The following is a 23577-nucleotide window of genomic DNA, read 5'->3' as shown; positions in this document are numbered from 1 at the left end:
AGAGATAAGGAGGATACTGGTATGAGTTCCCAGAAAAAAAGTTCCCGGCTTGAGGGAAAAGATTTAATTACTATCGGCATCTACACCGTCATCTATGTCGTGATTGTTATGCTGGTGGCGATGCTTGGCTTTATCCCCGTTTTTATTCCGCTGATGGCGGTGCTGTGCCCTTTGATTGGCGGCATCCCCTATATGCTGTATGTTACAAAGGCTAAAAAATTCGGGATGACTGCAATCATGGGTTTCCTGATTGGCCTAATCATGGTGTTCTTCGGCAACGGCTATCTTACTATGGTAACTGGTCTTGTTGGCGGCCTGTTGGCCGACGTGATCCTGAAAAAGGCGGACTACAAAAGTGCAAAGAGTACAGTTCTTTCCTGCGGCGTGTTCAGCATCTGGGTGTTTGGCAACTTTGCTCCCATTTTCCTGAACCGTGAAAGCTATATGGTAATGTTGACTGAAGGATACGGCGCTGAATATGCAGCTACCCTTAATACATATATGCCTATGTGGATTGCGCCTATTCTGCTGGTTGCCTGCTTTGTGTTTGGCCTTGTCGGAGGTATGATTGGGAAAGCCATTTGCAAAAAGCACTTCCAGCGTGCCGGTATTGCATAATGGCGCGGGAAATTCTGCTCAGCAAAAAAACAGAACAAGGGCTACGGCTCGATCCGCGTACAAAACTGTTGCTCATCTTCATCATAAGCATTTTTGTCATGGGTGGAACAGGCGGAGAAGCTATGGGGCTGATCCGCCTTGTTCTTTGTACGGTTCCGGCTATATTGCTGCTTACCTCGAAACAATGTGCAAAAGCTGTGGGCTATATTGCTGTGTTTTCTGCTTTTTTTGCTGTTCAAATTTATGTTTTGCCGCACCTTACGGGGATATTGAATTTCCTCGTTCTGTTTACAACAGGATTCTTCTGCCGAATCCTTCCCAGTGTTGCGATTGCTGCCTATGCAGTGAAAACAACAACGGTCAGTGAATTGATTTCCGGCATGGAAAGAATCCATATGCCTAAAGAAGTGACGATCCCCTTGACGGTCATGTTCCGCTTCTTTCCAACTGTCTTTCAGGAGTCAGAAGCAATCAGTGACGCTATGAAAATGCGTGGGATTAAACTTGGAGGGAAAAAACCTTCAAAAATATTGGAGTATAAGCTGATCCCGATGATTACCTGCTCCGTGAAAATCGGTGAGGAACTTTCCGCTGCGGCAATTACCCGTGGCCTCGGCGCTCCTGTCAAACGCACAAACATTTGCCAGCTTAAATTCAATTTTGCCGATGTGGTGCTGATCTTGTTTTGTTGCTTTGTAGTGTTTTGGGCGATTGCTTCCCCGATAATTTCCGCAGGAGGGATTTTGCCATGATAGATTTTCAAAATGTTTCTTTTTCTTATGGTGAAGAATCCAGCGGCGGAGGGATTAGAAATGTCAATCTCACCATAAACACAGGGGAATTTGTTTTACTCACGGGAGAATCCGGCTGCGGGAAAACAACGATTACCCGTTTGGTAAACGGGCTGGTGCCTCATTATTACGAAGGTAATTTAGAGGGCGATGTCCTTCTGGACGGAAAAAGCGTATCAGATACGCCGCTTTATGACTTGGCTGCTATGGTGGGATCTGTATTCCAGAATCCCAAAAGTCAGTTTTTCAACGTGGATACGGATAGTGAATTAGCCTTTGCCTGTGAAAATTTAGGCTATCCCCAAGAAGATATCCTGAAAAGGATTGACCGTACAGTTTCCGATTATCATATTGAAGATTTGATGGGGCGAAGCGTGTTTGCTCTGTCCGGGGGCGAAAAGCAAAAAATAGCCTGTGCTTCATCAAGTGTATTGCTACCGGGAATTATGGTCCTTGACGAACCATCTTCTAATCTGGATGTGGCTGCTATTGATGACCTGCGGCAGGTCTTGAGCCTCTGGAAAAAGCAGGGCAAAACAATTCTGATTGCAGAACACCGCCTTTATTACCTTCACGATCTTGCAGATCGTGTGCTGTATGTAAAAGATGGGGAGATTGAACGGGAATACACGCCTGCTGAATTTGACAGTTTATCGGATAGCACTCGAAAAGAAATGGGGCTACGGCCGTTTTCTCTCTCGAAGTTGAAACCCGCGAATCAGTATCAGGCGCATACAGCTAAACTGATGGAATTTCAAAATTTCTGCTTTGCGTATAAAAAGCGGGAATCGGAAAGCCTCCATATTCCGAGTGCTGAACTGCCTGTTGGAGAAACGATTGCCATTATCGGCCTGAATGGCGCTGGAAAATCTACTCTGGCCCGCTGTATTTGCGGACTGGAAAAGAAGTGTGGCCTTTTGCAGGTTGACGGGAAAACCCTTGATTGGAAAGCCCGGCTCAAACATTGCTACATGGTAATGCAGGATACCAGCCATCAGCTATTTACCGAAAGCGTGATGGATGAAGTGCTTCTGAGCATGGACAACGAGGATGAAACTGTTGCAGATGAAATCCTTAAACAGTTTGATCTGCTGGAATATAAAGACAGGCACCCGCTTTCTCTTTCCGGCGGGCAAAAACAGCGGGTAGCGATCGCATCTGCCATTGTGAGTAACCGGGAGATCATTGTGTTTGACGAACCAACCAGCGGGCTTGATCTCAAACATATGCGGGAAGTTGCGCGGAGTTTGAAGTCACTCGCGGATCAGGGCAAAACGCTTCTTGTTATTACGCATGATCCGGAGTTGGTGATGGCGGGATGTTCGTATGTAGTCCATATGGAAAAAGGGCAAATAAAAGAAAGCTATCCATTGGACGAATCCGGCAGTAAAAAGGTTTTGGATTTTTTCCGAATCCGCCAGTGAATTTTAGAAATTATGAATGTCAGGGCCGCCTTGACTGGACAGAAAGATAATGATAAGAGGCCGCTTTACTTTGGCGGCCTCTTGTTTTTGAAGCACAGACAGTACGGCTCAATATAAGGAGGGCTTATGTTCCAAAAAGTATTTGAATATGCCGGACCTCATAAAAAAGGCCTCTATGCTGCAACAGCCATCGTGCTGGTCAGTGTTCTGCTGGGTGTTTTTCCCTTTGTGCTGGCATATCAGGTAATTGCACCGCTGGTCATGGGGGAGGCAATCACTGCTTCCTTTATCATCCAGCATGTCATACTGGTCTTGGTATGTCTGGTGCTGCAAGCTCTTTTCTATGGCTGGGGCCTGAATCTCTCTCATAAAGCAGCTTATGACACGCTGCTCCGCCTGCGGACGGCTCTGCAAAAACGGTTTGAAAAACTGCCGCTGGGTGTTATTCAGGACAAAGGCACTGGCACCGTGAAAAAGCTGTTCGTGGACGATGTAGACAGTCTGGAAGTTCTGCTGGCACACTCTATGCCGGAGGGCATCGCCAACCTGATGGTTCCTATTGCAGTTTATGTGGCAATGTTCTTTGTAGACTGGAAGCTGGCACTGTTATCTTTGGCATCCATTCCGCTTAGCTTAGTTGCCATGATGACGATGTATTCCGTTGGTATGAAGAAAATGGGACCTTACTATATGGCCGGGCAAAAGATGAACAATACCATTATTGAGTACATCAACGGTATGGAAGTCGTCAAGGTTTTCAATAAAGACGCAGATTCTTACGAACGGTTCCGCAAAGATATATCAGATTATCGGAACTATACACTGGCATGGTATAGGGCGGCATGGCCGTGGATGGCGATTTACAGCAGCCTGCTTCCTTGTACCATCATCCTGACCCTGCCTGTGGGTGCATGGTTTGTCCTCTGCGGCTGGTCGGCTCTGCCCAATTTGATTTTGGTGCTGTGTCTTTCTTTGAGTATCGGTATGCCGCTGCTGAAATCTCTTGGCTTTCTGCCAACCATGCCCCAGCTCAACTATAAAATCTCCGCATTGGAGCAGGTGTTGGATGCGCCGGAACTTCAGCAGACGAGTGATAGATTCCATGGAATAGATGACACCGTTACTTACGACCATGTTTCTTTCGCTTACCAGACAACACAGCCCGGCCCGGATGGAAAGCCCGCGGTGGTTGAGGATGAAGTTCTCCATGATATTTCCTTTACGGCAAAGGCTGGACAAAAAACTGCTCTTGTCGGTGAATCTGGCTCCGGCAAGAGTACCTTGGCAAAACTGCTGATTCACTATTATGACCCGCAAAAGGGCAGCATTTCCATCGGCGGACAGAAACTTTGCGATATGAGCCTTGAAGCATTGAACAGTCGTATCTCCTATGTGGCGCAGGATCAGTATTTGTTTAATACTTCTCTGCTGGAAAACATCCGGCTCGGTCGGTTGACTGCAACGGATGAAGAAGTAATAGAGGCCGCAAAGAAAGCTCAGTGCATGGAGTTCATTGAAAAACTTCCGCAGGGCATTCACTCCATGGCAGGCGATGCCGGAAAAATGCTCTCCGGCGGTCAGCGTCAGCGTATTTCTCTGGCGCGAGCAATCTTAAAGGATGCCCCCATTGTAGTTCTTGATGAAGCAACAGCCTATGCTGACCCCGAAAATGAAGAAAAGATGGAAGCAGCCATTGCAGAACTTGTAAAAGGCAAGACCCTCGTGGTGATTGCTCACAAACTGCCCGCCATTATGAATGCCGATCAAATTTGTGTCATCGACCACGGAAAATTGGTAGCAGCGGGTAAGCATCAGGATTTGATTCGCTCCTGCCCTGAATATCAGAAATTGTGGAAAGCCGCACAGGACAGTGCCGAATGGAAAGTACACACTGCAAAGGAGGGAGCCTAAATGTTTGCGATGTTTTCAAGAATTTTGAAACTCTCCGGCCGTTATAAAGGCCGTATTCAAGGTGCATTCGTTTGTGCGTTTTTGGAATCCATTTTGTCAAAAATGCCAATCGTTCTTGCCTTTGTAGTTTTAAGCCGCTTTGCAGCTGACACACTGACCAGCCAGACTTGCCTTTATATCGGCCTTGGACTTGCCGCAGCAGTGTTGGTGCAAATGCTTGTTCATTACCTCAGCGACAGCCTGCAAAGTGCCGCAGGATATTTGATGTTTGCGGATAAACGCATGGAACTGGGCAGCCATCTGCGGAAACTTCCGATGGGCTATTTTACTTCCGGCAACATTGGCAAAATCAGCTCTGTTCTTAGCACGGATATGGTATTCATTGAAGAAGTCGCTATGAGTACGCTGGGCAACATGATGGGCTATCTGCTGTCCTCCTTGATTCTGCTGGTATTCATGTTTTATTTGAACGTACAGCTTGGTTTGATTGCTGCCGCCGTCACGGTTCTGGCATGGCTGGTGTCAAAAGGAATGAACAAGGTTTCCCTGCGGGAAGCCGCAGAGCGGCAGGAGCAGAGCGAACGGCTGACCGATGCGGTGCTATCCTTTGTGGAGGGCATTGGCGTCATCAAGAGCTACAACCTGCTGGGCGAAAAATCAGAAGAATTGACTGACAATTTCCAGCGTTCCAGAAACACCTCCCTTGCTTTTGAGCAGGAAATGACACCATGGACAATGAGTCTGAATATCCTTTACGGCATTGGTATTGCGGCGATTTTCGGCTTGTCGATTGTATTGGAACAGCGCGGCGCACTTCCGCTGGCCTATGTGCTTGGTGTTCTGCTGTTTGTGTTTGACCTCTTTGGACCGCTGAAAGCTCTTTATGGGGAAGCATCTCGCCTTACCGTTATGAATGCAGCTCTTGACCGCATTGAAGCAGTCCTGAATGAGCCTGAACTTCCCGACACGGGCAAGCAGCATCTTCCTGCACAGGCACAGCCGGGACAGCCAGAAGTTCAGTTTAACGATGTTGTATTTGCTTATCAGGACAAAGAAGTTCTGCATCATATCAGCTTTGACATGAAGAAAGATTCTATGACTGCTTTAGTCGGACCTTCTGGCAGCGGAAAGTCTACTATTGCCAATTTGCTGGCTCGGCTTTGGGATGTAAAATCTGGCAGCATAATAATAAGAGGTATGGACATTCGGAACGTGCCTTTGGCAGAGCTGATGGAGCAGATCAGCATGGTATTCCAGCGAGTGTACTTATTCCAAGATACCATTTACAACAATATCAGCATAGGCAAACCGGACGCCACAGAGGAAGAAGTCTATGCAGCTGCTAAGAAGGCCCGCTGCTATGATTTCATCATGGCGTTGCCTGATGGATTCCAGACCGTAGTTGGTGAAGGCGGTGCTACACTCTCCGGCGGTGAAAAGCAGCGCATCTCGATTGCACGCTGCATCTTGAAAGATGCCCCTATCATCATTTTGGATGAAGCTACCGCAAGCGTAGATACTGATAACGAAAGCTATATTCAGGAGGCCATCTCGGAACTGGTAAAGGGCAAGACACTTCTCGTAATCGCCCACCGTCTGAATACCATCCAGAATGCCGATCAGATTTTGGTCATTGACAACGGCCAGATTGCACAGCAGGGCACGCACGAAGAACTTTTGAAGCAGCCCGGCATTTATCAGGAGTTTGTCAACATCCGAAAGAATGCGGCTGGATGGAGCCTTGCTTAACAAAATTCAGCGTATGCGATGCGGAGCATTAAATGTCTGTGAGAAGTTGTTCACCAAAGATTCTAGAAGAATTCTATGCAAAAAATTGAAGTTATTGTTCGTATCACGAAGGGCCACTGCCCTCCCCAAGAGCAGACGATTTTTGAGTGGATTGAAATGAACCGTGCTGCGCCAGACACTTTGAATTATCCCGGTCTGGAAATAAACTTAGAACACCGTCGTGTTTTCAAAAACGGACAGGAAGTGTACATGAGCCGTTACGAATATGGCGTTTTAAGTTTAATGGCACGGCATCCGGGGCAATTGTTTACAAAAGAGCAGATATTTGAAGCCGTGTGGCATCAGGATAGTGAAAGCTGCCTGACTGCTGTTACCAATACAATTGGACGCATCCGGCAAAAAATCGAGGATGATAGAGCTGCACCTGTCTATATCCGAACGATCTCCAACCTCGGCTACCAATTTATGCCGAACATTTCAGTGAAAAAAGATTCCTTATAACGATAAAAGCCATACTCAATGGGTAACTTAAACCTTGAGTATGGCTTTTATCGTTAGCTGGATAGATAAAAATTGACATCCTTGCAATCGGAAATAATCTTTTCTAAAATATAGAAAAAAGATTTTAGGAGGCGGTAAGATGCAATCCTTCGAAGATGTTCTGAGAGAGTTTGAAGATTTTTTGCAAACGGCATCCTATTTAGAGGTTCTCCCATGTCGATGGGGGTATGTACGGCTTTTTAATGAGGGTGCTTCTATCAACTTCTACGCAGTCTTATGCCGTACCCCACAAGAACTATATGATACGCTAGAAAATGATCTTGCCATTGAAAAAGAGGTTCAAAATCCACAACGAGACTGATTACGAGAAATTTATTGTGTAATTCGTTTGCTTTTCACGTGATTTTATTGAATGACCTGTTAGAATATTGCGTATTCCGACAAAAGAACGCCAGAGAGAAGCGTAACGTCCACTCTGGCAGCTTAGGTGTTTTTGTTCTGTTCTGAAAGTTCTGTCAAATGGATTGCAAGTGACCTTGTGGCGTCCAACAGAGTTTTTCGCATTTCTGGCGGACAAGCAAAATAAATCGATTCTAACTCTCGACATTCGCGCTCTGCTTCTGATAAGTTCGGGTTGATAACCGAATCCAAGGAAAGTGGCAGAACATGGAGAATTGCACTTAAAATGTCAAAAGAAGGATTCTGTTTTCCATTTTCAATATTGGCGATATACTTCACCGAAACATTACTTTTCAGTGCCAGTTGCTCTTGTGTCATTTTCATCGCTTTTCGGACAGCCTTTATCTGCTTTCCTAAAGCAATCGCATCCGCGTTCGGCATCATCATCACCTCAATAGTATTGTATCGTTCTTGCGGAAAGAACGGTATAACATCATCATTCCAGTGATTTTGTCCTATCGTGCCGATTTTTACATTTCCCGGTCGAGTTATAAAAAAACGGTAACTCGCCTGGGCGATTCTACGCGCCATCTGATCACAGTTGCCGTTTGTGGAGGTAACTGTGATTTTTTATTGGGGTAACGCATCAAAAAAAGCCTGTCTGCTGCCGTAAGCCAGACCGCCCCAAAGCAAGCACAATCGTTCCGTTCCACCATCCACAATCGTGCCGATGTGTTATATTGCGCCAGCTTCCCTCAATGGGAGGCTGGCGTTTTTGCGCTTTTAAGGGCAAGGTGTCGCAGTCCGCCGTTTCTCCCATAATACCGCAGCAAACTTTATATTTGGGAGGGAAAGTCATGCTCGATCATAAGAAGGAAGCAATTACAGAACACTGGCAGTTTTGCCCCAAGTGCAATATAAAGCTCTATCGAATGACCGCCGACTGCACTGGATTCATCCACATAAAATGCTGGCGTTGCCGGGAAATGTTATGGCTCAACCTTTCCATTCGAGCCAAGTAAGCATTGGTTTCATAAGAATCGGGTGCAAAGCACTCTGAATATGGACTGTTCGCACCGAGCAACGGGCCGTCACCTCCGGGTGATGTATGAAACGTAGCACCAAATAGCCGGGCAGCAGCTTGACTGAAAGATCTTCAATCTTTCGGTCGGCTGTTGTCCGGCTATTTTTTATAGCTTCAGATGGCCTGCTCCCGAAAAGGAGCAGGTTTTATGTTTGCCCTCTTTTCATGGCTGCCCCAAGCGGCGAAATATCCGTAGCATCTCCAAATTTTCGACTTTTCACGTTTTATCGAAAATTTGGAGGTTACACATGAGTTTCAATAATGGCAATGAACGTCGCAAGCTGAACGCAAAGTGGGAGCATCTTCGTGTGCAGTACCGCGAAGCAGGAATGAGCGAAGATGCAATTCAGGCTATGTACGAGTTTGATTTGGGTGTTCTTAATAGCGAACGTGCCTACATCACTAACACAATGACGGTTTCTGGTGCTGCCGATGATTGCGCAGCCAAGGAAACCAGCGACTTCAAGCAGTATGAAAAAGCCGTTACCGTAACGGATACCTACCACGAAACCAAAAGCCGTTTTGCATGGATTGGTGAGATTGAGAACGAACAGTTGCTTACTGCGCTCGAAACTTTGAAAGTCGAAGATTTGGAAATCATCACCATGTACGCTTACGAGGGATACGACATCACTGAAATATCTAAAGTCTACGGCGTATCCCGCCCCACTATTAGCATAAAAATCAAGAGAATTACTAAATTTTTGAAAAACTTCAATTTTAATGCTACGAATTGACCCTTCTCGATGGCTCGTAAGTGTAAGGGCAATTCACCAGATGGCGAAAGCCGCTGAACGAAATGTCTACACTCATGTTCTTTGAAAACTGAATAGTTCCGTCATCTGGTACTCCGATAATGATACTTCCGTAATTCGCGGCCCGGTCACAAAGCAGACGGGGTGGCTGAAATGCCAATGAAGCGGTACAAGTCCGCTGCCAGATGTTTATGCCCCACTCGCAGGGAGCCGAGGGCGAATATGCGAGACCTTAACTTATTAAATCAGGCGTGGCCGAATGCTGTTTTCGGTCTTCGTCCACGCCTGTTCTTTTTACTTATTCCATATATCCACATTTTCGTCCTACATAGGAGGTTTTATGAACGAGAACGACCGTACCACCTTAGAGCAAGCGATCTACGAGGAAATGGAACTGACCCCAGAAATGATCCGGTCCATCCGCACGCTCTGCGGTGTCTGCCTTTGTAGTTTTGTAGAATCCAAGGCGTTCAAAATCGCCATTGTTCCCAGCGCAGACCGGAGCATGGACACTTGCACAGTCTGCCAGACCCGGCGCGGTCATGACTACGTTGTGATGAACCGTTGAACAAACACACCGCACACTGCCAAGGAGGTGCAGCGGGCGGTGTACATATTGCAAAAGGAGGGCAGCTATTGATTCAAAACTGGAAATTCCAGCGTGGAGACATTTTCTTCACCCGTTTCGACAACGCCATCGGTTCAGAGCAAAGCGGGAATCGTCCGGCAGTCGTTCTTCAGAACGATGTGGGAAATTTTTACTCGCCCACGCTGATCGTGGCCACATTGACAAGCAAGGCGGCAAAAAAGTATACCCAGCCGACCCACTGCCTGCTGGTGAACGAGTTTCTCTCCGTACCATCCATCGTTCAGGCAGAGCAGATTTTTACCGTAGACAAGAGCAGGGTTCTGAAATATCTCGGACACCTCACCCCGGAAGAAATGAGCCGGGTGGATGATGCTGTCCGTGCCAGCCTTGCCCTGAACCCGATGGGGAGCATTCAGCGGCTTCCACCCATCATCCGCTCTACGGCGGCTTACGCGCCGCCTGAGGTGGTTGACGGCAAGCCGCCCATCTATCCCTACGCGCCCATCAAATCATCCTTTGAGGATACTGGGAGTGTCGAGGACATGATGCTGTACACCGAACTGGAAGCTGCGGTACACGCAATGATCCAGCGGCTGGAATACAGCTTCACATTCAACCCAAGTCTGCTCACCATCCCAAAGCGTAAGCAGCAGGTTGCTGAAATCCTGAAAGAAGCCGAAACGTACATCTGGAGAATCAAGGAGGAAATGCGATGCGCCTGAAAGACAACACCAATCCCTTCATCCATGTCAACCCGCCGTACCAGCTCATGGTCATCCACAGCAGCAAGCTGGTCTACCCCCGCGAACTGTATCAGCGCGGTGTGGAGCGCAAGCGTGTGGAACTGATCGCCGCCCACTTCAACGAATATGTGGCAAATGAGCCGAAGGTCAGTTTCCGCAACGGTCAGTTCATCGTAACGGATGGGCAGCACACCATCGAGGGGCGCATCCTCCGCAACGGCGGCAAAGATCTGCCGATTCTCTGCAAGGTGTACACGGGCATGACCGTGGAGCAGGAAGCCCTGCTCTTTGCCGAGCAGAACGGCTTCTCTGCGCCGCTGACAGCGGGCATCAGGCTCCGTGCCAAGGTGGTGGGCGGCGATGCCATTTCCAAGGCGTTTCTCGCAGCCACCAACCGGGTGGGGTTGAGTCTCAATTATGACAGCCAGCAGCTGACTGATTACCGCATCGGCTGCGTTGGTACGGCTTTCCGGCTCTACAAGCAGATGGGCGAACCGCTCTACTGTGAAACGATGCGGCTGATCGTGGCAGCATGGGAGGGCAAGCCCGATTCGTTCCGGGCATCTGTTCTGAAAGGCATGATGCACTTTGTGGAGCTGTACCACGGCGAGTTCAGTGAAGAACGGCTGCTCCGTGCGCTGCGCAACATCCACCCGGTCGATATTTACCGCATCGGGCAGGACGACCCCGCAAAGCTGCGCGGATGGAAAAAATACGTTTTCCCCATCTACACCGCCTACAACGGCAAGTGCAGAAAAGACGCACTGCCGATGAAATTCTGATATTCACAGGCATTCCTCCCATATACACAAGGGGCATCCGCAAACCGCAGATGCCCCTTGTTACATATCAAAGTGCAATATATAGCATTCCTGTATTCATTTAACACAACATATAGAGAAAAGAGGTATTCTATGCGCTCTCAGTTCACTTCGTATGAGCAGCTTCCCATCACCCTGACAGCCGATCATGTCGCTGCTGCGCTGGGCATCTCCCGCGCCAACGCTTACATCCTGCTCCGTTCGGACGGTTTTCCCACGCTCCACATCGGTAAGCGGATGGTCGTACCCAAAGACCGTTTTCTTCAGTGGATCACGGACAGCGTAAATGGCTGATCCGACATCCTTGATTCAAGAGGTTTCTTTTTCTATACTATTCCCGAAACGACTTGACATCAGGAAGGAGGCAATATGCCAAGCAAACGTTCACACGGCGAGGGTACGCTTCGCCACCGCAGCGATGGTCGCTGGGAATTACGTATGATGGACGGCTACCAGAAAGATGGTTCGCCGCGCTTCAAGACCTTCTATGGCAAGACTCAGAAGGAGGTCAAGCTCAAACTGAAAGAGTATCAGGATGCGCTTATCAGCGGTGTCCAGCTGGACACGATTCTGTACTTCGAGGATTGGGCAGATACATGGTTCGAGGGTCACAAGGATAATATCGCTCCCACGACACAGGAAAGCTATAAATACTGCCTGAAAATGCTCAAAGAGGGATTTTACCATCGCCCCTTGACCGTCATACGCCCCATCGACATCGAAAACTTCCTGAAAGGGATGCGGCGTGATGGCCGCTCGGATTCTTACATCAGCAAGGCACGAGGGATGCTCTACCAGATCTTTCAAAAGGCAGAAGCCAATGACCTTGTGCGCCGCAACCCGGTCCGGCTTGCTGAAAAGATGCGGGCAACCGGAACCGCAAAGCGCAAGGAAGCCTTTACCACAGCGGAAGTCGCACACCTGATGAAGGTGCTGCCCGATGACCGCATGGGCTTGAGCATCCGACTTTTGCTCGGCACTGGAATGAGAATGCAGGAACTTCTGGCTTTGGAGCCGCAGTTTATTGAAGAAGATGGCTCTGTCATTCACATCCGGCAGGCAGTAAAGGTCGTAAAAGGTACCGTCAGCATCGGCAGTCCGAAATCCAAAGACAGTATCCGGGATATTCCGGTGCCGCTGAATGTCCGCCCGTGCGCCATCAAGCTGCGGGATACCACCGACCAGTTCATCTGGGAAAGTCCCAAGACCGGCTTGCCCTGCAATCCCACCCATTTCCGGGATGTATTTCGCAAATCTCTGGAAGAAGCGGGCGATGTCCGCTTGCTCACGCCGCACAGCTGCCGTCACACCTATGTGTCGCAGATGCAGGCGTTGGGCGTGGATATCCAGACCATCCAGAGCATCGTAGGCCACGCCGACACCGAGATGACTGAGCATTATCTCCATGTTCAGGAATCCATTCGGCAGAGTGCGATCCAGTTGTTCAGTGAGGCATTTTCGGCCTGAAAATTGGACGGAACGGCACTAATTAGACCAGATAAAATCGTTGGCATTGTGGTCAAAATTGTGGTCAAAACCAAATGAGGTCAGCCCACAAACAAAAAAATCCAACGATTTCTAACGTGAAATCGTTGGATTTATGGTCCGAGTGGCGAGAATCGAACTCACGGCCTCTTGAACCCCATTCAAGCGCGCTACCAAAACTGCGCTACACCCGGATATCTGCAAGCGGTTATCGCTCACAGCTCAATTAGTATACTTGATTCAGGGTGTTTTGTCAAGCTTTTTCTGCCAAGTTTTTTCAAATAAATTTTCAAAAATCCGGCTCGTTTTCCTGCAGCGGCTGATCCCTTGCGGGAAACATTTCAAATTCAACAGTGGCAAGTGCAATTGCAAACACACTCTCGGCACCGGCTGCCAGCAGCGCCTGTGTGCAGGCTGCTGCCGTGGCACCGGTGGTGATCACATCGTCTACCAAAAGCACCTTTCTGCCCTCCACAAGTTCCGTGTCCGTCACCCGGAAGGCACCCGCCACATTGGCAAGGCGCTGCTCAAAGGGCAGGCCCGCCTGATGCCGCTTTGCACGAGTGCGGCCCAGTGCTTTCGGGTACAGCGGTATCCCCAGTGCGCGGGCCAGCGGCACCGCCATGAGCTGCGGCACATTGTAGCCGCGCGCTCTGCCGGATGCCGGTACGGGAACGATGCAGTCGTACCCAAGGGACATGCCTTCCACAAGCTCCGGCACCGGTTCTGCACCGGCCATATGCATCTCGCTGCCAAAGGCCAGCTTTGCCAGCCAGAGGCCCAGCTCCACCGCCGCCCACGGTGCAGCATGGTATTTTGTATGCAGGATGCCGCGCCGCACACAGCCCTCATACCGGAACGGTGCTGCTGCACCGGTCAGTTCCCCTAAATAATGCTGAGAAGCGTCCAGCCGCATTCCCGGCTTTCTGCGCAGCTTTTCCAGCTCCGCGGCACAATCCGGGCAGACAGGCACACTGCCCAGCACCCGATCACAAAACGGGCAGCGGCGTGGGTACACCAACTGCCTTGCCCCGCGCAGAATGCGGCGCGGGACGCTGTAATAATCCATCAGTCCTTTTTGACGGCCACGATCACGCGCACGCGCTTGCCCGCAGCACAGCCAAAGTTATCGTACCAGCCGGTCAGGTAGTAGCCCTCCGAGTTGACCTCGGTCAGCTTGGTGGCGTAGTACTGACCCTTGTACCACAGATACACCTGTGCGTCGTCCGCCATCTCAAAGCGGGTGCCGTTGCTCATGACCGACGCTGCACCCACCTGATCGATCTTCATGGGCATGAGCTGGACCATCGTCCGCACGCTGCCGGTCGTCTCTCTGCGGGCTGCAACACCACCTACCAGCACCGGATATTTGACGTTGGTGGTGAAAGCTACCTGCGAACCATTGACATAGCACACATAGGTAGCACCGCCGCCAATATAGCGGAAGATGGACGCATACGGTTCGCCTACAAGGCTGCCCACCTGCCGCAGACCAAGGCTGAGCAGGCTATCCGTGTTGGCTGTGATCTTCTGCCACAGAGTGGAGAGGATGTCGCCGTTGATCACACCCCACAGCACTTCGCTGGTGGTGGGCACCAGAACATCCTTCAGGTCGTCCACGATCTTATCCTGCGTATCCGTGCTGTCGCTCTTGCCGGTGGAAATGATTTTGGCCAGCGTCTGCAGTTCCGAGTAGTTGACTGCCACATTCTTGATATCATCCAGCACGCCGTAGGTCCACAGGTCGCCGGTGACATCATTCAGGATCAGGCGGTCGATCTCGCCCTTCTCATTCAGCGTATAGTAGCGGACGTTCAGAAGATTCAGGTCTGTCCCCGCTAGGCGGCTGGGACGAACCGTCCCAGCCACACCCTCCGCAGTTGTATCCAGAATCTGTACATCGTCGGCAAGGGCATAGCTGCCCAGTGCCGTTGCATCTGCATTGACCTTGCCGGTAACGACCTTGTTCTCGATGCCGCTCACGGACTCGCCTTCCGGCGTTACGCGGATCTCTACCAGCCAGCCCTTGGGGTAGTTCAGGCTTTTGTCCACATTCACAGTGCGCTGAACACCATCGGTGCACATGACAGCCACGCGCTGCAGCACATCCGCGCCGTTATCTTCCACAAGGCTGCGGGCTGCGCCCTGCACCACGCCGTAGAACACCTCGTCGGCCTCTGCGCCGGTAATAACATCCGCCGCCTCATTGTTCATGCCCAGCAGCAGAGTGACCACTTCGCCCACGCCGCCGCCGTTCAGGCTGGACACCTTGGAAGCCACTGCTGTGCTGCCCAGCTGATAGCTGGTGCCCGCCACGGTAACGGCCGTGGGTGCGCTGGCGCTGGGCGAAACGGCAGTGATGCGGCCTGCTGCTTTGCGGGTGTAGATCCATACAGTCTGCAGACTTTCGCTGTAATAATACACATCGTAGCGGTTCAGCTCTGCAGAAGCCGAGACCTTATCGTTGCGGTAGATGCTCACCGGCGTAAAAGGCAGCTGGGTGCCTTCCGCTGCCACAAAGGGTCCCTTCAGGCTCTTGAGCATTACCGTGGAGGTGTCCACCTGACCGTTCGAAACCGTAAAGCCCAGGCTGGTACCATAGGCGCTGCCAGAGGCGGTGTTTGCCGTGAGGGTGTTATACAACAGCAAAGCACAGTCCTCATAGTTCATGGCCTCGCTCTGGCTGCGGTTCAGCTGGTTACGCAGGCCCAGTTCCTGCGCCTTGTTCAGCTGTGCCGTCGGGAACACGCCGTTGAGGTCGGTCATTTTATAGCCCAGCAGCTTGAGCGCTGCGGTGCAGGCTTCTTCCAGCGTGACCGTATTATCCGGGCGGAATGTACCATCAGTATAGCCGTTTATCCAGCCCTGCTGCACCGCAATGCGCACATAGGGTGCCCACTGAGAGCTGCCGGGCACATCCTTATACAGTGTGCCCAGATTGCCCTGCTGGCTGGCGCTTTCGCGGTAGGCCGAAAAGGAGACCAGCATCTTGGCAAATGCACCGCGGGTGACGGCAGCATCCAGACTGCCGGTCTGGCTGGTATCCATAGCGCCCAGTGTAATGGCCGTCTGGATGGCCGAGTTGTTCAGGCTGGCCGCCGATGCCGGAAGCACCAGCACGGACACAGCCAGGCATGCTGCAAGCAGACATGCGAAAAGACGTTTTTTCATAGGTATATTCCCCTTCCTTGGTGTTTTGCAGTCCGGCGCAACGCCGGCAGAGAAGAGTTCAGTCATAGCGCAATGCTTCAATGGGGTTGAGCCGCGCTGCGCGCTTTGCGGGCAGGTAGCCGAACAGCACGCCAATCCCCACCGAGATGCCAAAGGCCACTGCGATGGAATTGAAGGACGGGCTGACCGTGACCGTTGTGCCGCTGGTGAACATGGGCAGCACCTTGTTTGCTCCCATGGATACGATGTAGCCCAGTGCAATGCCCAGTGCGCCGCCGAGGGCCGAGGTGGTGGCTGCTTCCACCACGAACTGCGACAGAATGGTGCGTTCCTTGGCACCCAGTGCCTTGCGAATGCCGATCTCGCGGGTGCGCTCAGTCACCGACACCAACATGATGTTCATGATGCCAATGCCGCCCACCAGCAGCGAAATGCTGGCAATGCCGGTCAGGATCACAATGACCATGTTGATCATGTTGTTCATTTCCTCCAGCCACTCGCTGGCGCTATAGACATAGTAGCCGTTATCCGAGCCAAGCAGGCGCTGCAGTTCGCTTTCCACCGCAGACTTTGCTTCGTTGGCGCGGCTCTCATCCTCCATGACCGCGGCATAGTTGTTCACCGTGCTCTGGCTGGAAAGACGCATGGCCGTGGTATAGGGCAGGTAAACGCAGTCGTCATCGCTGCCCTGCTGCATGTCCGGATCGCTGACTTTGGCCGCCAGCACGCCCACGATGCGGAACTTGTTGGCACCGATCTTGAGCGTCTGGCCAAGGCCGTTGCCGCCAAAGGCCACACGGTTGAGGTAATCGCCGATGATGCACACATGCTTGTTATCCTTCATATCCATGTACTGCAGGCCGCGTCCCTGCGCGATCTGGTAATTTTTCATGGCGGAATAGTTCTCGTCCACGCCGCTGATGTTGGACCAGCGGTAGCTGGTAGTGCCGATCTTCAGCGTGCCGCTGCCGCTGAAATCGATCTGCGGCGAAATGGACTGGATCAGCTCCGGGTACTCCGTGGGCAGCTTGTACATTTCCTCCACCGAAACGGTGCGTGAGCCGTTGCCCCACACCTGCACCGAAAGGGTGTTGGTACCCAGTGCCGAAAAGCTGTCGCGCATGCTTTTGGTCATGCCGTTGCCCAAGCCCACGATGACGATGACTGCCATAACACCGATGATGATGCCCAGCATGGTAAGGAAGGTGCGCAGTTTGTTGCTCCACACGTTCTGGATGGCCTGACGGAAGGTTTCAATAATCATGCTTTCTCCTCCTCATCCGGCGTTTCCGGCAGCAGCGTGGGCTGCACCACGGCTTCCGGTGCATGGGCATCGCCATCGTAGACCACCCGCCCGTCCTCCAGACGGATGATGCGGTCTGCCTGCACCGCAATGGAATTATCGTGGGTGATGAGCACCACGGTGTGGCCCTCATCGTGCATCTGCTGCAGCATTCCCAGCACTTCGCGGCCGGTGTGGCTGTCCAGTGCGCCGGTAGGCTCGTCGGCCAGAATGACCGCCGGGTTCCGCACCAGCGCCCGAGCGATGGAAACACGCTGCTGCTGGCCGCCGGAAAGCTGGTTGGGGCGGTTCCTGAGCTTATCGCCCAGACCCACCTGCTCCAGCACCTCTTTGGCCCGGGCGTGGCGCTCGGCGCGGCCGATGCCCGCATACACCAGCGGCACCTCCACGTTCTCCATCAGGTTGAGCCTTGGCAAAAGGTTGTACTGCTGGAAGATGAAACCCAGCATCTCGTTGCGGACGGATGCCAGCTCATTGCGGCTCATCCTGCCAACGTCTTTTCCGTTCAGGCGGTAGGTGCCGTGGGTGGGCACATCCAGACATCCGATGATGTTCATGCAGGTGGATTTGCCGGAGCCGGACTGGCCCACGATGGCCACGAACTCGCCTTTTTCGATTTTCATGGTGATGTGGTCTGCAGCTTTTACCGTGGTGTCACCCATCTGGTAATACTTGCACACCTCATCAAACTCGATCAGAGCGCTCATGCATTCCTCCTGTGTCAGCCCAGATAGACCACGCCGTCTGCCTGAGACGGATTCACGTCATCCCCTGCGGAGTCCTGCTTTTCCTCGGCTTCCACAGGCTCTTCCGCCGGTACGGTCCCGTTTTCCGGTTCTTCTTCATCGACCATGCTGTTCGCAGCATCGGCGCCTTCCTCGCCCTCGGTGCTCTCTGCATCCGCCTCGTAATAGCCGCCGTCGTCATAGTACGTATCGGTACTTGCTGCGGCAGAGTCGTAGGCCACCGTGTCATTGCCGGTCAGCCCGCTGACGATCTGGGTGTAGTTGTCATCGCTGACGCCGGTCTTGACCGGCACATACACATAGCCGTCCGGCGCGATCATGCCCGGGTCTGCGTTGACTGCGCTGGGGGAGTCCTGCGTGACCAGCACATAGCCGCCGCGCACGATGGCAGCGTTGGGCACGGTAAGGGTATTCTTTGCCTGTGCCACCACGATCTCAGCATTGGCGTTCATGCCCGGGCGCAGGCCATCGGTCTCATCAATGCGCACCTTGACCGGGTAGGTGGTGGTGCCGCCGTTGGAGGTACCCTTCATGGAAACACGGGTCACAACGCCGGTATAGGTCTTGTCCGGCACGGCATCCGCCGTGACCTGCACGCTCTGACCCACCGACAGGCTGCTGACCTGCAGCTCGTCCACGTTCAGGGTCATCTCCAGATAGCTCAGGTCAAAGATCGTGCACAGGTCCGAGCCGGCGGACAGCGCGTCCCCGGCCTTGGCATTCTTTTCAATAATGGTGCCGCTGATGGGCGAGGTGATGGTGTAGTTGTTCATGGCCTCCTGCAGATTGTCCATGTTCAGCTCGGCGCTGCGCAGGCTCTCGGCGGCAGACTGGATGGCCTCGGTCAGGTCCTCGCCGCTGATCTGCAGCACGATATCGTCCTTGTTCACGGCTCCGCCTTCCGGCACATTGATGGCCGTCACGGTACCGGCGGCAAGGGCAGTCAGGGTGCGCTCCGCCTGATACTCAAAGCACTTGGCGGCAATGCAGTTCACGCCATTGATGGTTGCCGTTGCTGCCTGCGCAGTGGTCAGGCCGCCTGCATTGCGCACAGCAATGGTTACGGTGCGGGTGAGCAGGTTGCCGGTGCTCAGGGCATCGGTGCCGGTCACAGCGGTCACGGTGCCAGTCAGCATTTCAAAGGTGCCGTCCAGCGTCACCTCTGCGCTCTGGCCCACCGAGAAGGTGGCGGCATCTGCTGCCGGGAACTCCAGCCGCAGCACCATTTTGGAGCTGTCACGGATGACCGCCACTTCCTGACCGCTGGTCACTTCGTCGCCCTTGGCCACCTTGAGGGCACTCACAACACCTGCCACCTCGGCGCGGACATACTGGCGGTCTGCCGTCTTGTCGTAGCTGCGCTGTGCCTGCTGCAGAGCAATGGACGCCTGCTCCGCCTTGGTGGTGGCATCGGAGGAGTCCACCGTGTACAGCACGGTGCCTTCCTCCACGATATCCCCTTCCTCAAAGCTGCTGGTCAACACCTTGCCCGCTACCAGCGACTTAACATTATACGTATTGGCAGGGTTCAGAGTGCCGGTTCCGCTGAGGGTGTTGGACACATCCCGCTTGGACGGCGAGACCTGCACATAGTTGATGTCCTTATTGGCGTTCTGTGCCTTGTCCGGGCGCAGGATGAACCATCCGCCCAGCACGGCCACGCACACCACCGGCACCATCCATTTCCAGTTCTTGCGGAAAAAGGCTGCTGCTTTTCCGCCCTTCGCTGCGGGCTTTGCCTCACCCGCAGCCGTCTGCTGTACCGCAGCATCCTGCTTCTTTTTAAAGATCATGCTTGCTGTTTCCTCCTGTATCTTTCAGGGCATGCCCTGGTTTCGGTATCGGGCGCAGGCTTTGCAAAAGCGCGCGATAAAGAGTTTATTGTTAGTTTATCGCATTTTCGTCTATTACACAAGCGTCTAAATTTTGTTTTGACGCATTTGTGTCAAAGTTTTACCCAACTTTCACACCGTGCCCTCTTTTGCCTTCCAGACAAAACAAAAGAGACAGTGCCCCGCTCTTGCAGGGTACTGCCTCTTTTTTGAAGCACGATCTTTATTCAGCTGTAGTTTCCACTACCACATACACCCCGGCAGGGACGCATGCAGCCCATGCGCCGTCCTTGTCCAGCCAGCCGAATTGCTCGCACACATGGTCCGGGCACTGACTGTCCAAAAACGCGATGGCACCATCCTTTACCTGCAGATGCACGACATAATTGCCCACATCATACAGGTAATCGTGGTCTGTATCCAGCGGCAGAGTCTCGGTGATGCCATCACCAAAATCGACGGTGGCCTGCAGGCCGCTGCCCTTGCTGCTGTGTGCTGCGCGCACGCCGAAATACAGCGCTGCTGCCAGCACAAGGATCACTGCAGCAAAGATCAGGTTCTTCATCCATGGCTTCAGGCCTTTGGAGCCGGAAGCGTTTTCAGGTGCTTTGCGGGTACTCATGCAGCGTAGTCGCTGGCAGCCTTACCTGCAATGCGGCCAAACACGGTGAAGTCTGCAACAGCGTTGCCGCCCAGACGGTTTGCACCGTGCACACCGCCAGTGACCTCACCTGCTGCAAACAGGCCAGGGATCACAGTGCCGTCCTCCTTGAGGACTTCGGTGTTGGTGTTGATGGTCAGGCCGCCCATGGTGTGGTGCACACCAGCAGTGACCTTGATTGCATAGTACGGAGCAGTATCCAGCGGGTTTGCAAAGCTGGTGCGGCCAAAGTCGGGGTCATTCTTGGCCTCAACATAGCCGTTCCAAGTCTTCATGGTCTCGGCAAAAGCAGCCTCATCAACGCCCATTGCCTTGCCCAGCTCCTCGTAGGTCTCGCCGGTCACGGTGAAGCCCTTCTTGATGTAGCCCTGAATGACGCTGGAAGCATCGACCATAGCCTGATCGACCACCAGCCAGCTGTAGCTGCCGGTCTGAGCGATCTCAGCAGCAGAGACCACGTCACGGGTGCCCACTTCGTCGATGAAGCGCTTGCCCTCGGCGTTGATCAGCACAGCGCCGTCGCCGCGCAGACCCTCGGTGATCAGGGCAGCGGTGTTGGCCTCAACGGTGGGGTGGATCTGGATCTGGTCCATATCCACGGTGCCAGCACCGATGGCGGTGGCCATCTCAATGCCCTGGCCCTGAGCGCCGGCAGCGTTGGTGGTCATGAAGCCCTTCAGCTCAGGCTTGTACTCGACAACCATGTCCAGATTTGCGCCGAAGCCGCCGGTGGTCAGCACCACAGCCTTGGCGTTCACAGTGACGGTCTCGCCGGTAGAACCGGTGGCCTTGATGCCCACAGCAGCGCCGCTCGCATCGGTCAGGATCTCGTTGGCGGTGGTGTTCAGCAGGATCTGAACGCCAGCCTTCTCACAGTTCTCCTCCAGCAGGGGGATCATGTAGGAACCGACGGAAAGGGTCTTGCCCTCTGCGTCCACAGGGCGATGGATGCGCTTGACGGATGCACCGCCAAAGCTGGAAACGCTGTGCAGGGTGATGCCGTGCTCGTCCAGCCAGTCGATGGCATCAGCAGAGTTGGAGCACAGGGTCTCCACCAGAGCAGGGTCGTTGATGCCCTTGCCGCCGATCATGGTGTCCAGCTCCATCAGTTCAACAGAGTCGAAGTAACCGGTGGGGTTCTTCTGGTACTCTGCCCACTGCTCAGAGACGGTCTTTGCCAGAGCGGTGATGGTCTCGTTGTCAGCGTACTTTTCAACAGCGGTCTTCAGGGTCTTTTCGACACCGGCAGACTCGCCGAACTCGTTCTCATCCTGATACACGGTCTTGCCGGCGTTCATGCCGCCGGTAGCGCGCACAGAGTTGCCGCCCACCATGGCCTGGCTCTCCACGATCACAACGCTCTTGCCCTCGGCAGCAGCGGTGATGGCAGCGGTCATGCCTGCGCCGCCTGCACCCACGATGACAACGTCAGCGTCAACGGTGGAATCCTCGGCCTTGGTCTCGTCGGCCTTGACCTCGATCTTATAGTCGTCAGCGTTCAGGCCGGCGGCAGTCAGGGCAGCGGCTGCTGCCTCCTTGATGGCGTTGGAGGTGATGGTCGCGGTGGACACGCCGTCCACGGCGATGCTGCCGGTCTCAGCGATCTGAGCGGGCAGCTGCTCCAGTGCCAGCGTACCGATGCCGGGGGTCTCGTCCTTACCCTCAGCGGTGCAGCCGGTGATCTTGCCGTCTTCCAGCGTCAGGGTAACGGTAACGTCGCCGCCCATGCCCTTGGCAGTGCCGGTGAAATCGCCGGACACGCCGCCTGCGGTGGAAGCGGACTTGCTGCCGCAGCCGTAGCCCAGCAGACTGACACCCACAACAACCGCCATGGCCAGCGCAGCCACGCTCTTGCGGATCTGATTCTTTTTCATTGTTTCTTCCTTCTCATATTCGGGTTGCTTGTGTTCGGACATCTATCAGCAAAAAAGGGGGAGCTGCTCATTCGGAAAGCAGCTTCCCCTCGCTGAAACTTAGGAAAAACTTAGGCGTTAGCCTGAGCTGCAGCAACAGCGCATGCGACGGTAGCGCCGACCATGGGGTTGTTGCCCATGCCGATCAGGCCCATCATCTCAACGTGTGCAGGCACAGAAGAAGAACCTGCAAACTGAGCATCGCCGTGCACACGGCCCAGAGAGTCGGTCAGGCCGTAGCTTGCGGGGCCTGCAGCCACGTTATCGGGATGCAGGGTACGGCCCGTGCCGCCGCCGGAAGCGACAGAGAAGTACTTCTTGCCGTTCTCGATGGCCCACTTCTTGTAGGTGCCGGCAACCAGATGCTGGAAGCGGACGGGGTTGGTGGAGTTGCCGGTGATGGAGCACTGAACGTCCTCCTTCTTCATGATGGCAACGCCTTCCATAACGTCGTTTGCACCGTAGCACTTGACGGCAGCACGCTCGCCCTCAGAGAAGGGGATCTCCTTGACGACCTTCAGGGTCTGGGTGGGGATATCATACTCAGTCTGCACATAGGTGAAGCCGTTGATACGGGAGATGATGTAAGCAGCGTCCTTGCCCAGACCATTCAGGATGACGCGCAGGGGGGTCTTGCGGACCTTGTTTGCGGTGCGGGCGATGCCGATAGCACCCTCAGCAGCTGCAAAGGACTCGTGGCCTGCCAGGAAAGCGAAGCAGGTGGTGTCCTCGCTCAGCAGACGAGCGCCCAGATTGCCATGGCCCAGACCAACCTGACGCTGCTCAGCGACAGAGCCGGGGATGGTGAAAGCTTCCAGACCTTCGCCGATGGCAGCAGCGCACTCGGCAGCATCGGTCAGGCCGCGCTTGACGGCGATGGCGGTGCCCAGGGTATATGCCCAGACAGCGTTATCAAAGCAGATGGGCTGAACGCCGCGCACGATCTTGTCGCAGTCGATGCCCTTAGCGAGGAGCATCTCGTTGCAAGCGTCCAGAGACTCCAGGCCGTTAGCCTTCAGGCATGCCTCGATTTTCGGCATGCGGCGATCCATAGATTCAAAAGTTGCCATGAGTTGTTCCT

At 53.3% G+C, this 23577-nt stretch carries 22 protein-coding genes and 1 tRNA gene; 13 read left to right on the top strand and 10 right to left on the bottom strand.

The genetic code is table 11. The annotated features are described in order from the left end of the window. Window positions 1-21 precede the first annotated feature (21 nt). The 7 genes from ACGHP1_RS03940 (at window position 22) to ACGHP1_RS03910 (ending at window position 7355) form a co-directional block, all read left to right on the top strand. Entirely contained in the window at window positions 22-618 is a 597-nt protein-coding gene (locus ACGHP1_RS03940; protein ID WP_097776306.1) for an MptD family putative ECF transporter S component, read from the top strand. Beyond that, complete coding sequence (locus ACGHP1_RS03935) at window positions 618-1370, top strand: energy-coupling factor transporter transmembrane component T (protein WP_097793456.1); 753 nt, start codon at window positions 618-620, stop codon at window positions 1368-1370. Before ACGHP1_RS03940 ends, ACGHP1_RS03935 begins: the two co-directional genes overlap by 1 nt. Further along, entirely contained in the window at window positions 1367-2833 is a 1467-nt protein-coding gene (locus tag ACGHP1_RS03930; protein WP_390507843.1) for an ABC transporter ATP-binding protein, read from the top strand. Before ACGHP1_RS03935 ends, ACGHP1_RS03930 begins: the two co-directional genes overlap by 4 nt. A gap of 126 nt (window positions 2834-2959) precedes the next feature. After that, entirely contained in the window at window positions 2960-4744 is a 1785-nt protein-coding gene (locus ACGHP1_RS03925) for an ABC transporter ATP-binding protein (protein WP_339395861.1), read from the top strand. Further along, window positions 4745-6493 (top strand): ABC transporter ATP-binding protein, encoded by a 1749-nt coding sequence (locus ACGHP1_RS03920; RefSeq protein WP_390507841.1) that lies wholly within the window; start codon window positions 4745-4747, stop codon window positions 6491-6493. 75 nt (window positions 6494-6568) lie between these two features. Beyond that, the gene (locus ACGHP1_RS03915; RefSeq protein WP_097793460.1) at window positions 6569-6994 is read left to right on the top strand and encodes a response regulator transcription factor; all 426 of its coding nucleotides are present in this window, start codon (window positions 6569-6571) and stop codon (window positions 6992-6994) included. Window positions 6995-7133: 139 nt separating this feature from the next. Continuing rightward, complete coding sequence (locus ACGHP1_RS03910; protein ID WP_390507838.1) at window positions 7134-7355, top strand: hypothetical protein; 222 nt, start codon at window positions 7134-7136, stop codon at window positions 7353-7355. Window positions 7356-7477: 122 nt separating this feature from the next. On the opposite strand, the gene ACGHP1_RS03905 is transcribed toward ACGHP1_RS03910, so the two are convergent. Continuing rightward, entirely contained in the window at window positions 7478-7984 is a 507-nt protein-coding gene (locus ACGHP1_RS03905; protein ID WP_339395858.1) for a helix-turn-helix transcriptional regulator, read from the bottom strand. 741 nt (window positions 7985-8725) lie between these two features. On the opposite strand from ACGHP1_RS03905, the gene ACGHP1_RS03900 reads away from it, so the two are divergent. The 6 genes from ACGHP1_RS03900 (at window position 8726) to ACGHP1_RS03875 (ending at window position 12852) form a co-directional block, all read left to right on the top strand. Beyond that, window positions 8726-9214, top strand: coding sequence for a sigma-70 family RNA polymerase sigma factor (locus tag ACGHP1_RS03900; RefSeq protein ID WP_005946633.1), 489 nt, complete (start codon window positions 8726-8728; stop codon window positions 9212-9214). A gap of 358 nt (window positions 9215-9572) precedes the next feature. Then, window positions 9573-9800 carry a hypothetical protein gene (locus tag ACGHP1_RS03895; protein WP_015538297.1) on the top strand — a complete coding sequence of 76 codons (228 nt, stop codon included), beginning with the start codon at window positions 9573-9575 and terminating at the stop codon, window positions 9798-9800. A 68-nt stretch (window positions 9801-9868) separates the two neighbouring features. Beyond that, complete coding sequence (locus tag ACGHP1_RS03890; protein ID WP_390507835.1) at window positions 9869-10543, top strand: type II toxin-antitoxin system PemK/MazF family toxin; 675 nt, start codon at window positions 9869-9871, stop codon at window positions 10541-10543. Beyond that, a complete protein-coding gene (locus tag ACGHP1_RS03885; protein WP_390507833.1) occupies window positions 10534-11346 on the top strand; it encodes a DUF6551 family protein in 813 nt (270 codons plus the stop codon). The genes ACGHP1_RS03890 and ACGHP1_RS03885 overlap by 10 nt, the downstream gene beginning before the upstream one ends. A 132-nt stretch (window positions 11347-11478) precedes the next feature. Next, entirely contained in the window at window positions 11479-11679 is a 201-nt protein-coding gene (locus ACGHP1_RS03880; RefSeq protein ID WP_005927005.1) for a helix-turn-helix domain-containing protein, read from the top strand. A 75-nt stretch (window positions 11680-11754) separates the two neighbouring features. Beyond that, window positions 11755-12852, top strand: a complete 1098-nt coding sequence (locus ACGHP1_RS03875; RefSeq protein WP_242957839.1) for a site-specific integrase — start codon at window positions 11755-11757, stop codon at window positions 12850-12852. Window positions 12853-12986: 134 nt separating this feature from the next. Here the strand turns inward: ACGHP1_RS03875 and ACGHP1_RS03870 are convergent. From ACGHP1_RS03870 to ACGHP1_RS03830, 9 genes are all read right to left on the bottom strand, one after another. Beyond that, window positions 12987-13064 (bottom strand) — tRNA-Pro (locus ACGHP1_RS03870). Between the two features lie 95 nt (window positions 13065-13159). Further along, window positions 13160-13939, bottom strand: a complete 780-nt coding sequence (locus ACGHP1_RS03865; protein WP_005940512.1) for a ComF family protein — start codon at window positions 13937-13939, stop codon at window positions 13160-13162. Beyond that, window positions 13939-16041 carry an S-layer homology domain-containing protein gene (locus ACGHP1_RS03860; RefSeq protein ID WP_044953515.1) on the bottom strand — a complete coding sequence of 701 codons (2103 nt, stop codon included), beginning with the start codon at window positions 16039-16041 and terminating at the stop codon, window positions 13939-13941. Before ACGHP1_RS03860 ends, ACGHP1_RS03865 begins: the two co-directional genes overlap by 1 nt. A 58-nt stretch (window positions 16042-16099) precedes the next feature. Next, entirely contained in the window at window positions 16100-17305 is a 1206-nt protein-coding gene (locus ACGHP1_RS03855; protein ID WP_390507828.1) for an ABC transporter permease, read from the bottom strand. Continuing rightward, window positions 17302-18051 (bottom strand): ABC transporter ATP-binding protein, encoded by a 750-nt coding sequence (locus ACGHP1_RS03850; protein ID WP_097774684.1) that lies wholly within the window; start codon window positions 18049-18051, stop codon window positions 17302-17304. The genes ACGHP1_RS03855 and ACGHP1_RS03850 overlap by 4 nt, the downstream gene beginning before the upstream one ends. 14 nt (window positions 18052-18065) lie before the next feature. Beyond that, entirely contained in the window at window positions 18066-19883 is a 1818-nt protein-coding gene (locus ACGHP1_RS03845; protein ID WP_390507825.1) for an HlyD family efflux transporter periplasmic adaptor subunit, read from the bottom strand. A gap of 262 nt (window positions 19884-20145) precedes the next feature. Next, the gene (locus ACGHP1_RS03840) at window positions 20146-20544 is read right to left on the bottom strand and encodes a NusG domain II-containing protein (RefSeq protein ID WP_005940526.1); all 399 of its coding nucleotides are present in this window, start codon (window positions 20542-20544) and stop codon (window positions 20146-20148) included. Beyond that, window positions 20541-22457: a flavocytochrome c gene (locus ACGHP1_RS03835; protein ID WP_390507822.1), complete on the bottom strand. Its 1917-nt coding sequence runs from the start codon at window positions 22455-22457 to the stop codon at window positions 20541-20543. Before ACGHP1_RS03835 ends, ACGHP1_RS03840 begins: the two co-directional genes overlap by 4 nt. Window positions 22458-22567: 110 nt before the next feature. Next, window positions 22568-23566 carry a GGGtGRT protein gene (locus ACGHP1_RS03830; protein WP_097778332.1) on the bottom strand — a complete coding sequence of 333 codons (999 nt, stop codon included), beginning with the start codon at window positions 23564-23566 and terminating at the stop codon, window positions 22568-22570. Window positions 23567-23577 lie beyond the last annotated feature (11 nt).

It is taken from the genome of Faecalibacterium sp. i21-0019-B1 (genome assembly GCF_042852915.1).
Taxonomy (GTDB): Bacteria; Bacillota; Clostridia; order Oscillospirales; family Ruminococcaceae; genus Faecalibacterium; species Faecalibacterium taiwanense.
This window is presented reverse-complemented; position numbering and strand designations above follow the sequence as displayed.

Excerpts from the sequence above, each read along its gene's own strand:
- ACGHP1_RS03940 (WP_097776306.1), top strand. The coding sequence starts at position 22 with ATGAGTTCCCAGAAAAAAAGTTCCCGGCTTGAGGGAAAAGATTTAATT.
- ACGHP1_RS03935 (WP_097793456.1), top strand. The coding sequence starts at position 618 with ATGGCGCGGGAAATTCTGCTCAGCAAAAAAACAGAACAAGGGCTACGG.
- ACGHP1_RS03930 (WP_390507843.1), top strand. The coding sequence starts at position 1,367 with ATGATAGATTTTCAAAATGTTTCTTTTTCTTATGGTGAAGAATCCAGC.
- ACGHP1_RS03925 (WP_339395861.1), top strand. The coding sequence starts at position 2,960 with ATGTTCCAAAAAGTATTTGAATATGCCGGACCTCATAAAAAAGGCCTC.
- ACGHP1_RS03920 (WP_390507841.1), top strand. The coding sequence starts at position 4,745 with ATGTTTGCGATGTTTTCAAGAATTTTGAAACTCTCCGGCCGTTATAAA.
- ACGHP1_RS03915 (WP_097793460.1), top strand. The coding sequence starts at position 6,569 with ATGCAAAAAATTGAAGTTATTGTTCGTATCACGAAGGGCCACTGCCCT.
- ACGHP1_RS03910 (WP_390507838.1), top strand. The coding sequence starts at position 7,134 with ATGCAATCCTTCGAAGATGTTCTGAGAGAGTTTGAAGATTTTTTGCAA.
- ACGHP1_RS03905 (WP_339395858.1), bottom strand. The coding sequence starts at position 7,984 with ATGGCGCGTAGAATCGCCCAGGCGAGTTACCGTTTTTTTATAACTCGA.
- ACGHP1_RS03900 (WP_005946633.1), top strand. The coding sequence starts at position 8,726 with ATGAGTTTCAATAATGGCAATGAACGTCGCAAGCTGAACGCAAAGTGG.
- ACGHP1_RS03895 (WP_015538297.1), top strand. The coding sequence starts at position 9,573 with ATGAACGAGAACGACCGTACCACCTTAGAGCAAGCGATCTACGAGGAA.
- ACGHP1_RS03885 (WP_390507833.1), top strand. The coding sequence starts at position 10,534 with ATGCGCCTGAAAGACAACACCAATCCCTTCATCCATGTCAACCCGCCG.
- ACGHP1_RS03880 (WP_005927005.1), top strand. The coding sequence starts at position 11,479 with ATGCGCTCTCAGTTCACTTCGTATGAGCAGCTTCCCATCACCCTGACA.
- ACGHP1_RS03875 (WP_242957839.1), top strand. The coding sequence starts at position 11,755 with ATGCCAAGCAAACGTTCACACGGCGAGGGTACGCTTCGCCACCGCAGC.
- ACGHP1_RS03865 (WP_005940512.1), bottom strand. The coding sequence starts at position 13,939 with ATGGATTATTACAGCGTCCCGCGCCGCATTCTGCGCGGGGCAAGGCAG.
- ACGHP1_RS03860 (WP_044953515.1), bottom strand. The coding sequence starts at position 16,041 with ATGAAAAAACGTCTTTTCGCATGTCTGCTTGCAGCATGCCTGGCTGTG.
- ACGHP1_RS03855 (WP_390507828.1), bottom strand. The coding sequence starts at position 17,305 with ATGATTATTGAAACCTTCCGTCAGGCCATCCAGAACGTGTGGAGCAAC.
- ACGHP1_RS03850 (WP_097774684.1), bottom strand. The coding sequence starts at position 18,051 with ATGAGCGCTCTGATCGAGTTTGATGAGGTGTGCAAGTATTACCAGATG.
- ACGHP1_RS03845 (WP_390507825.1), bottom strand. The coding sequence starts at position 19,883 with ATGATCTTTAAAAAGAAGCAGGATGCTGCGGTACAGCAGACGGCTGCG.
- ACGHP1_RS03840 (WP_005940526.1), bottom strand. The coding sequence starts at position 20,544 with ATGAGTACCCGCAAAGCACCTGAAAACGCTTCCGGCTCCAAAGGCCTG.
- ACGHP1_RS03835 (WP_390507822.1), bottom strand. The coding sequence starts at position 22,457 with ATGAAAAAGAATCAGATCCGCAAGAGCGTGGCTGCGCTGGCCATGGCG.
- ACGHP1_RS03830 (WP_097778332.1), bottom strand. The coding sequence starts at position 23,566 with ATGGCAACTTTTGAATCTATGGATCGCCGCATGCCGAAAATCGAGGCA.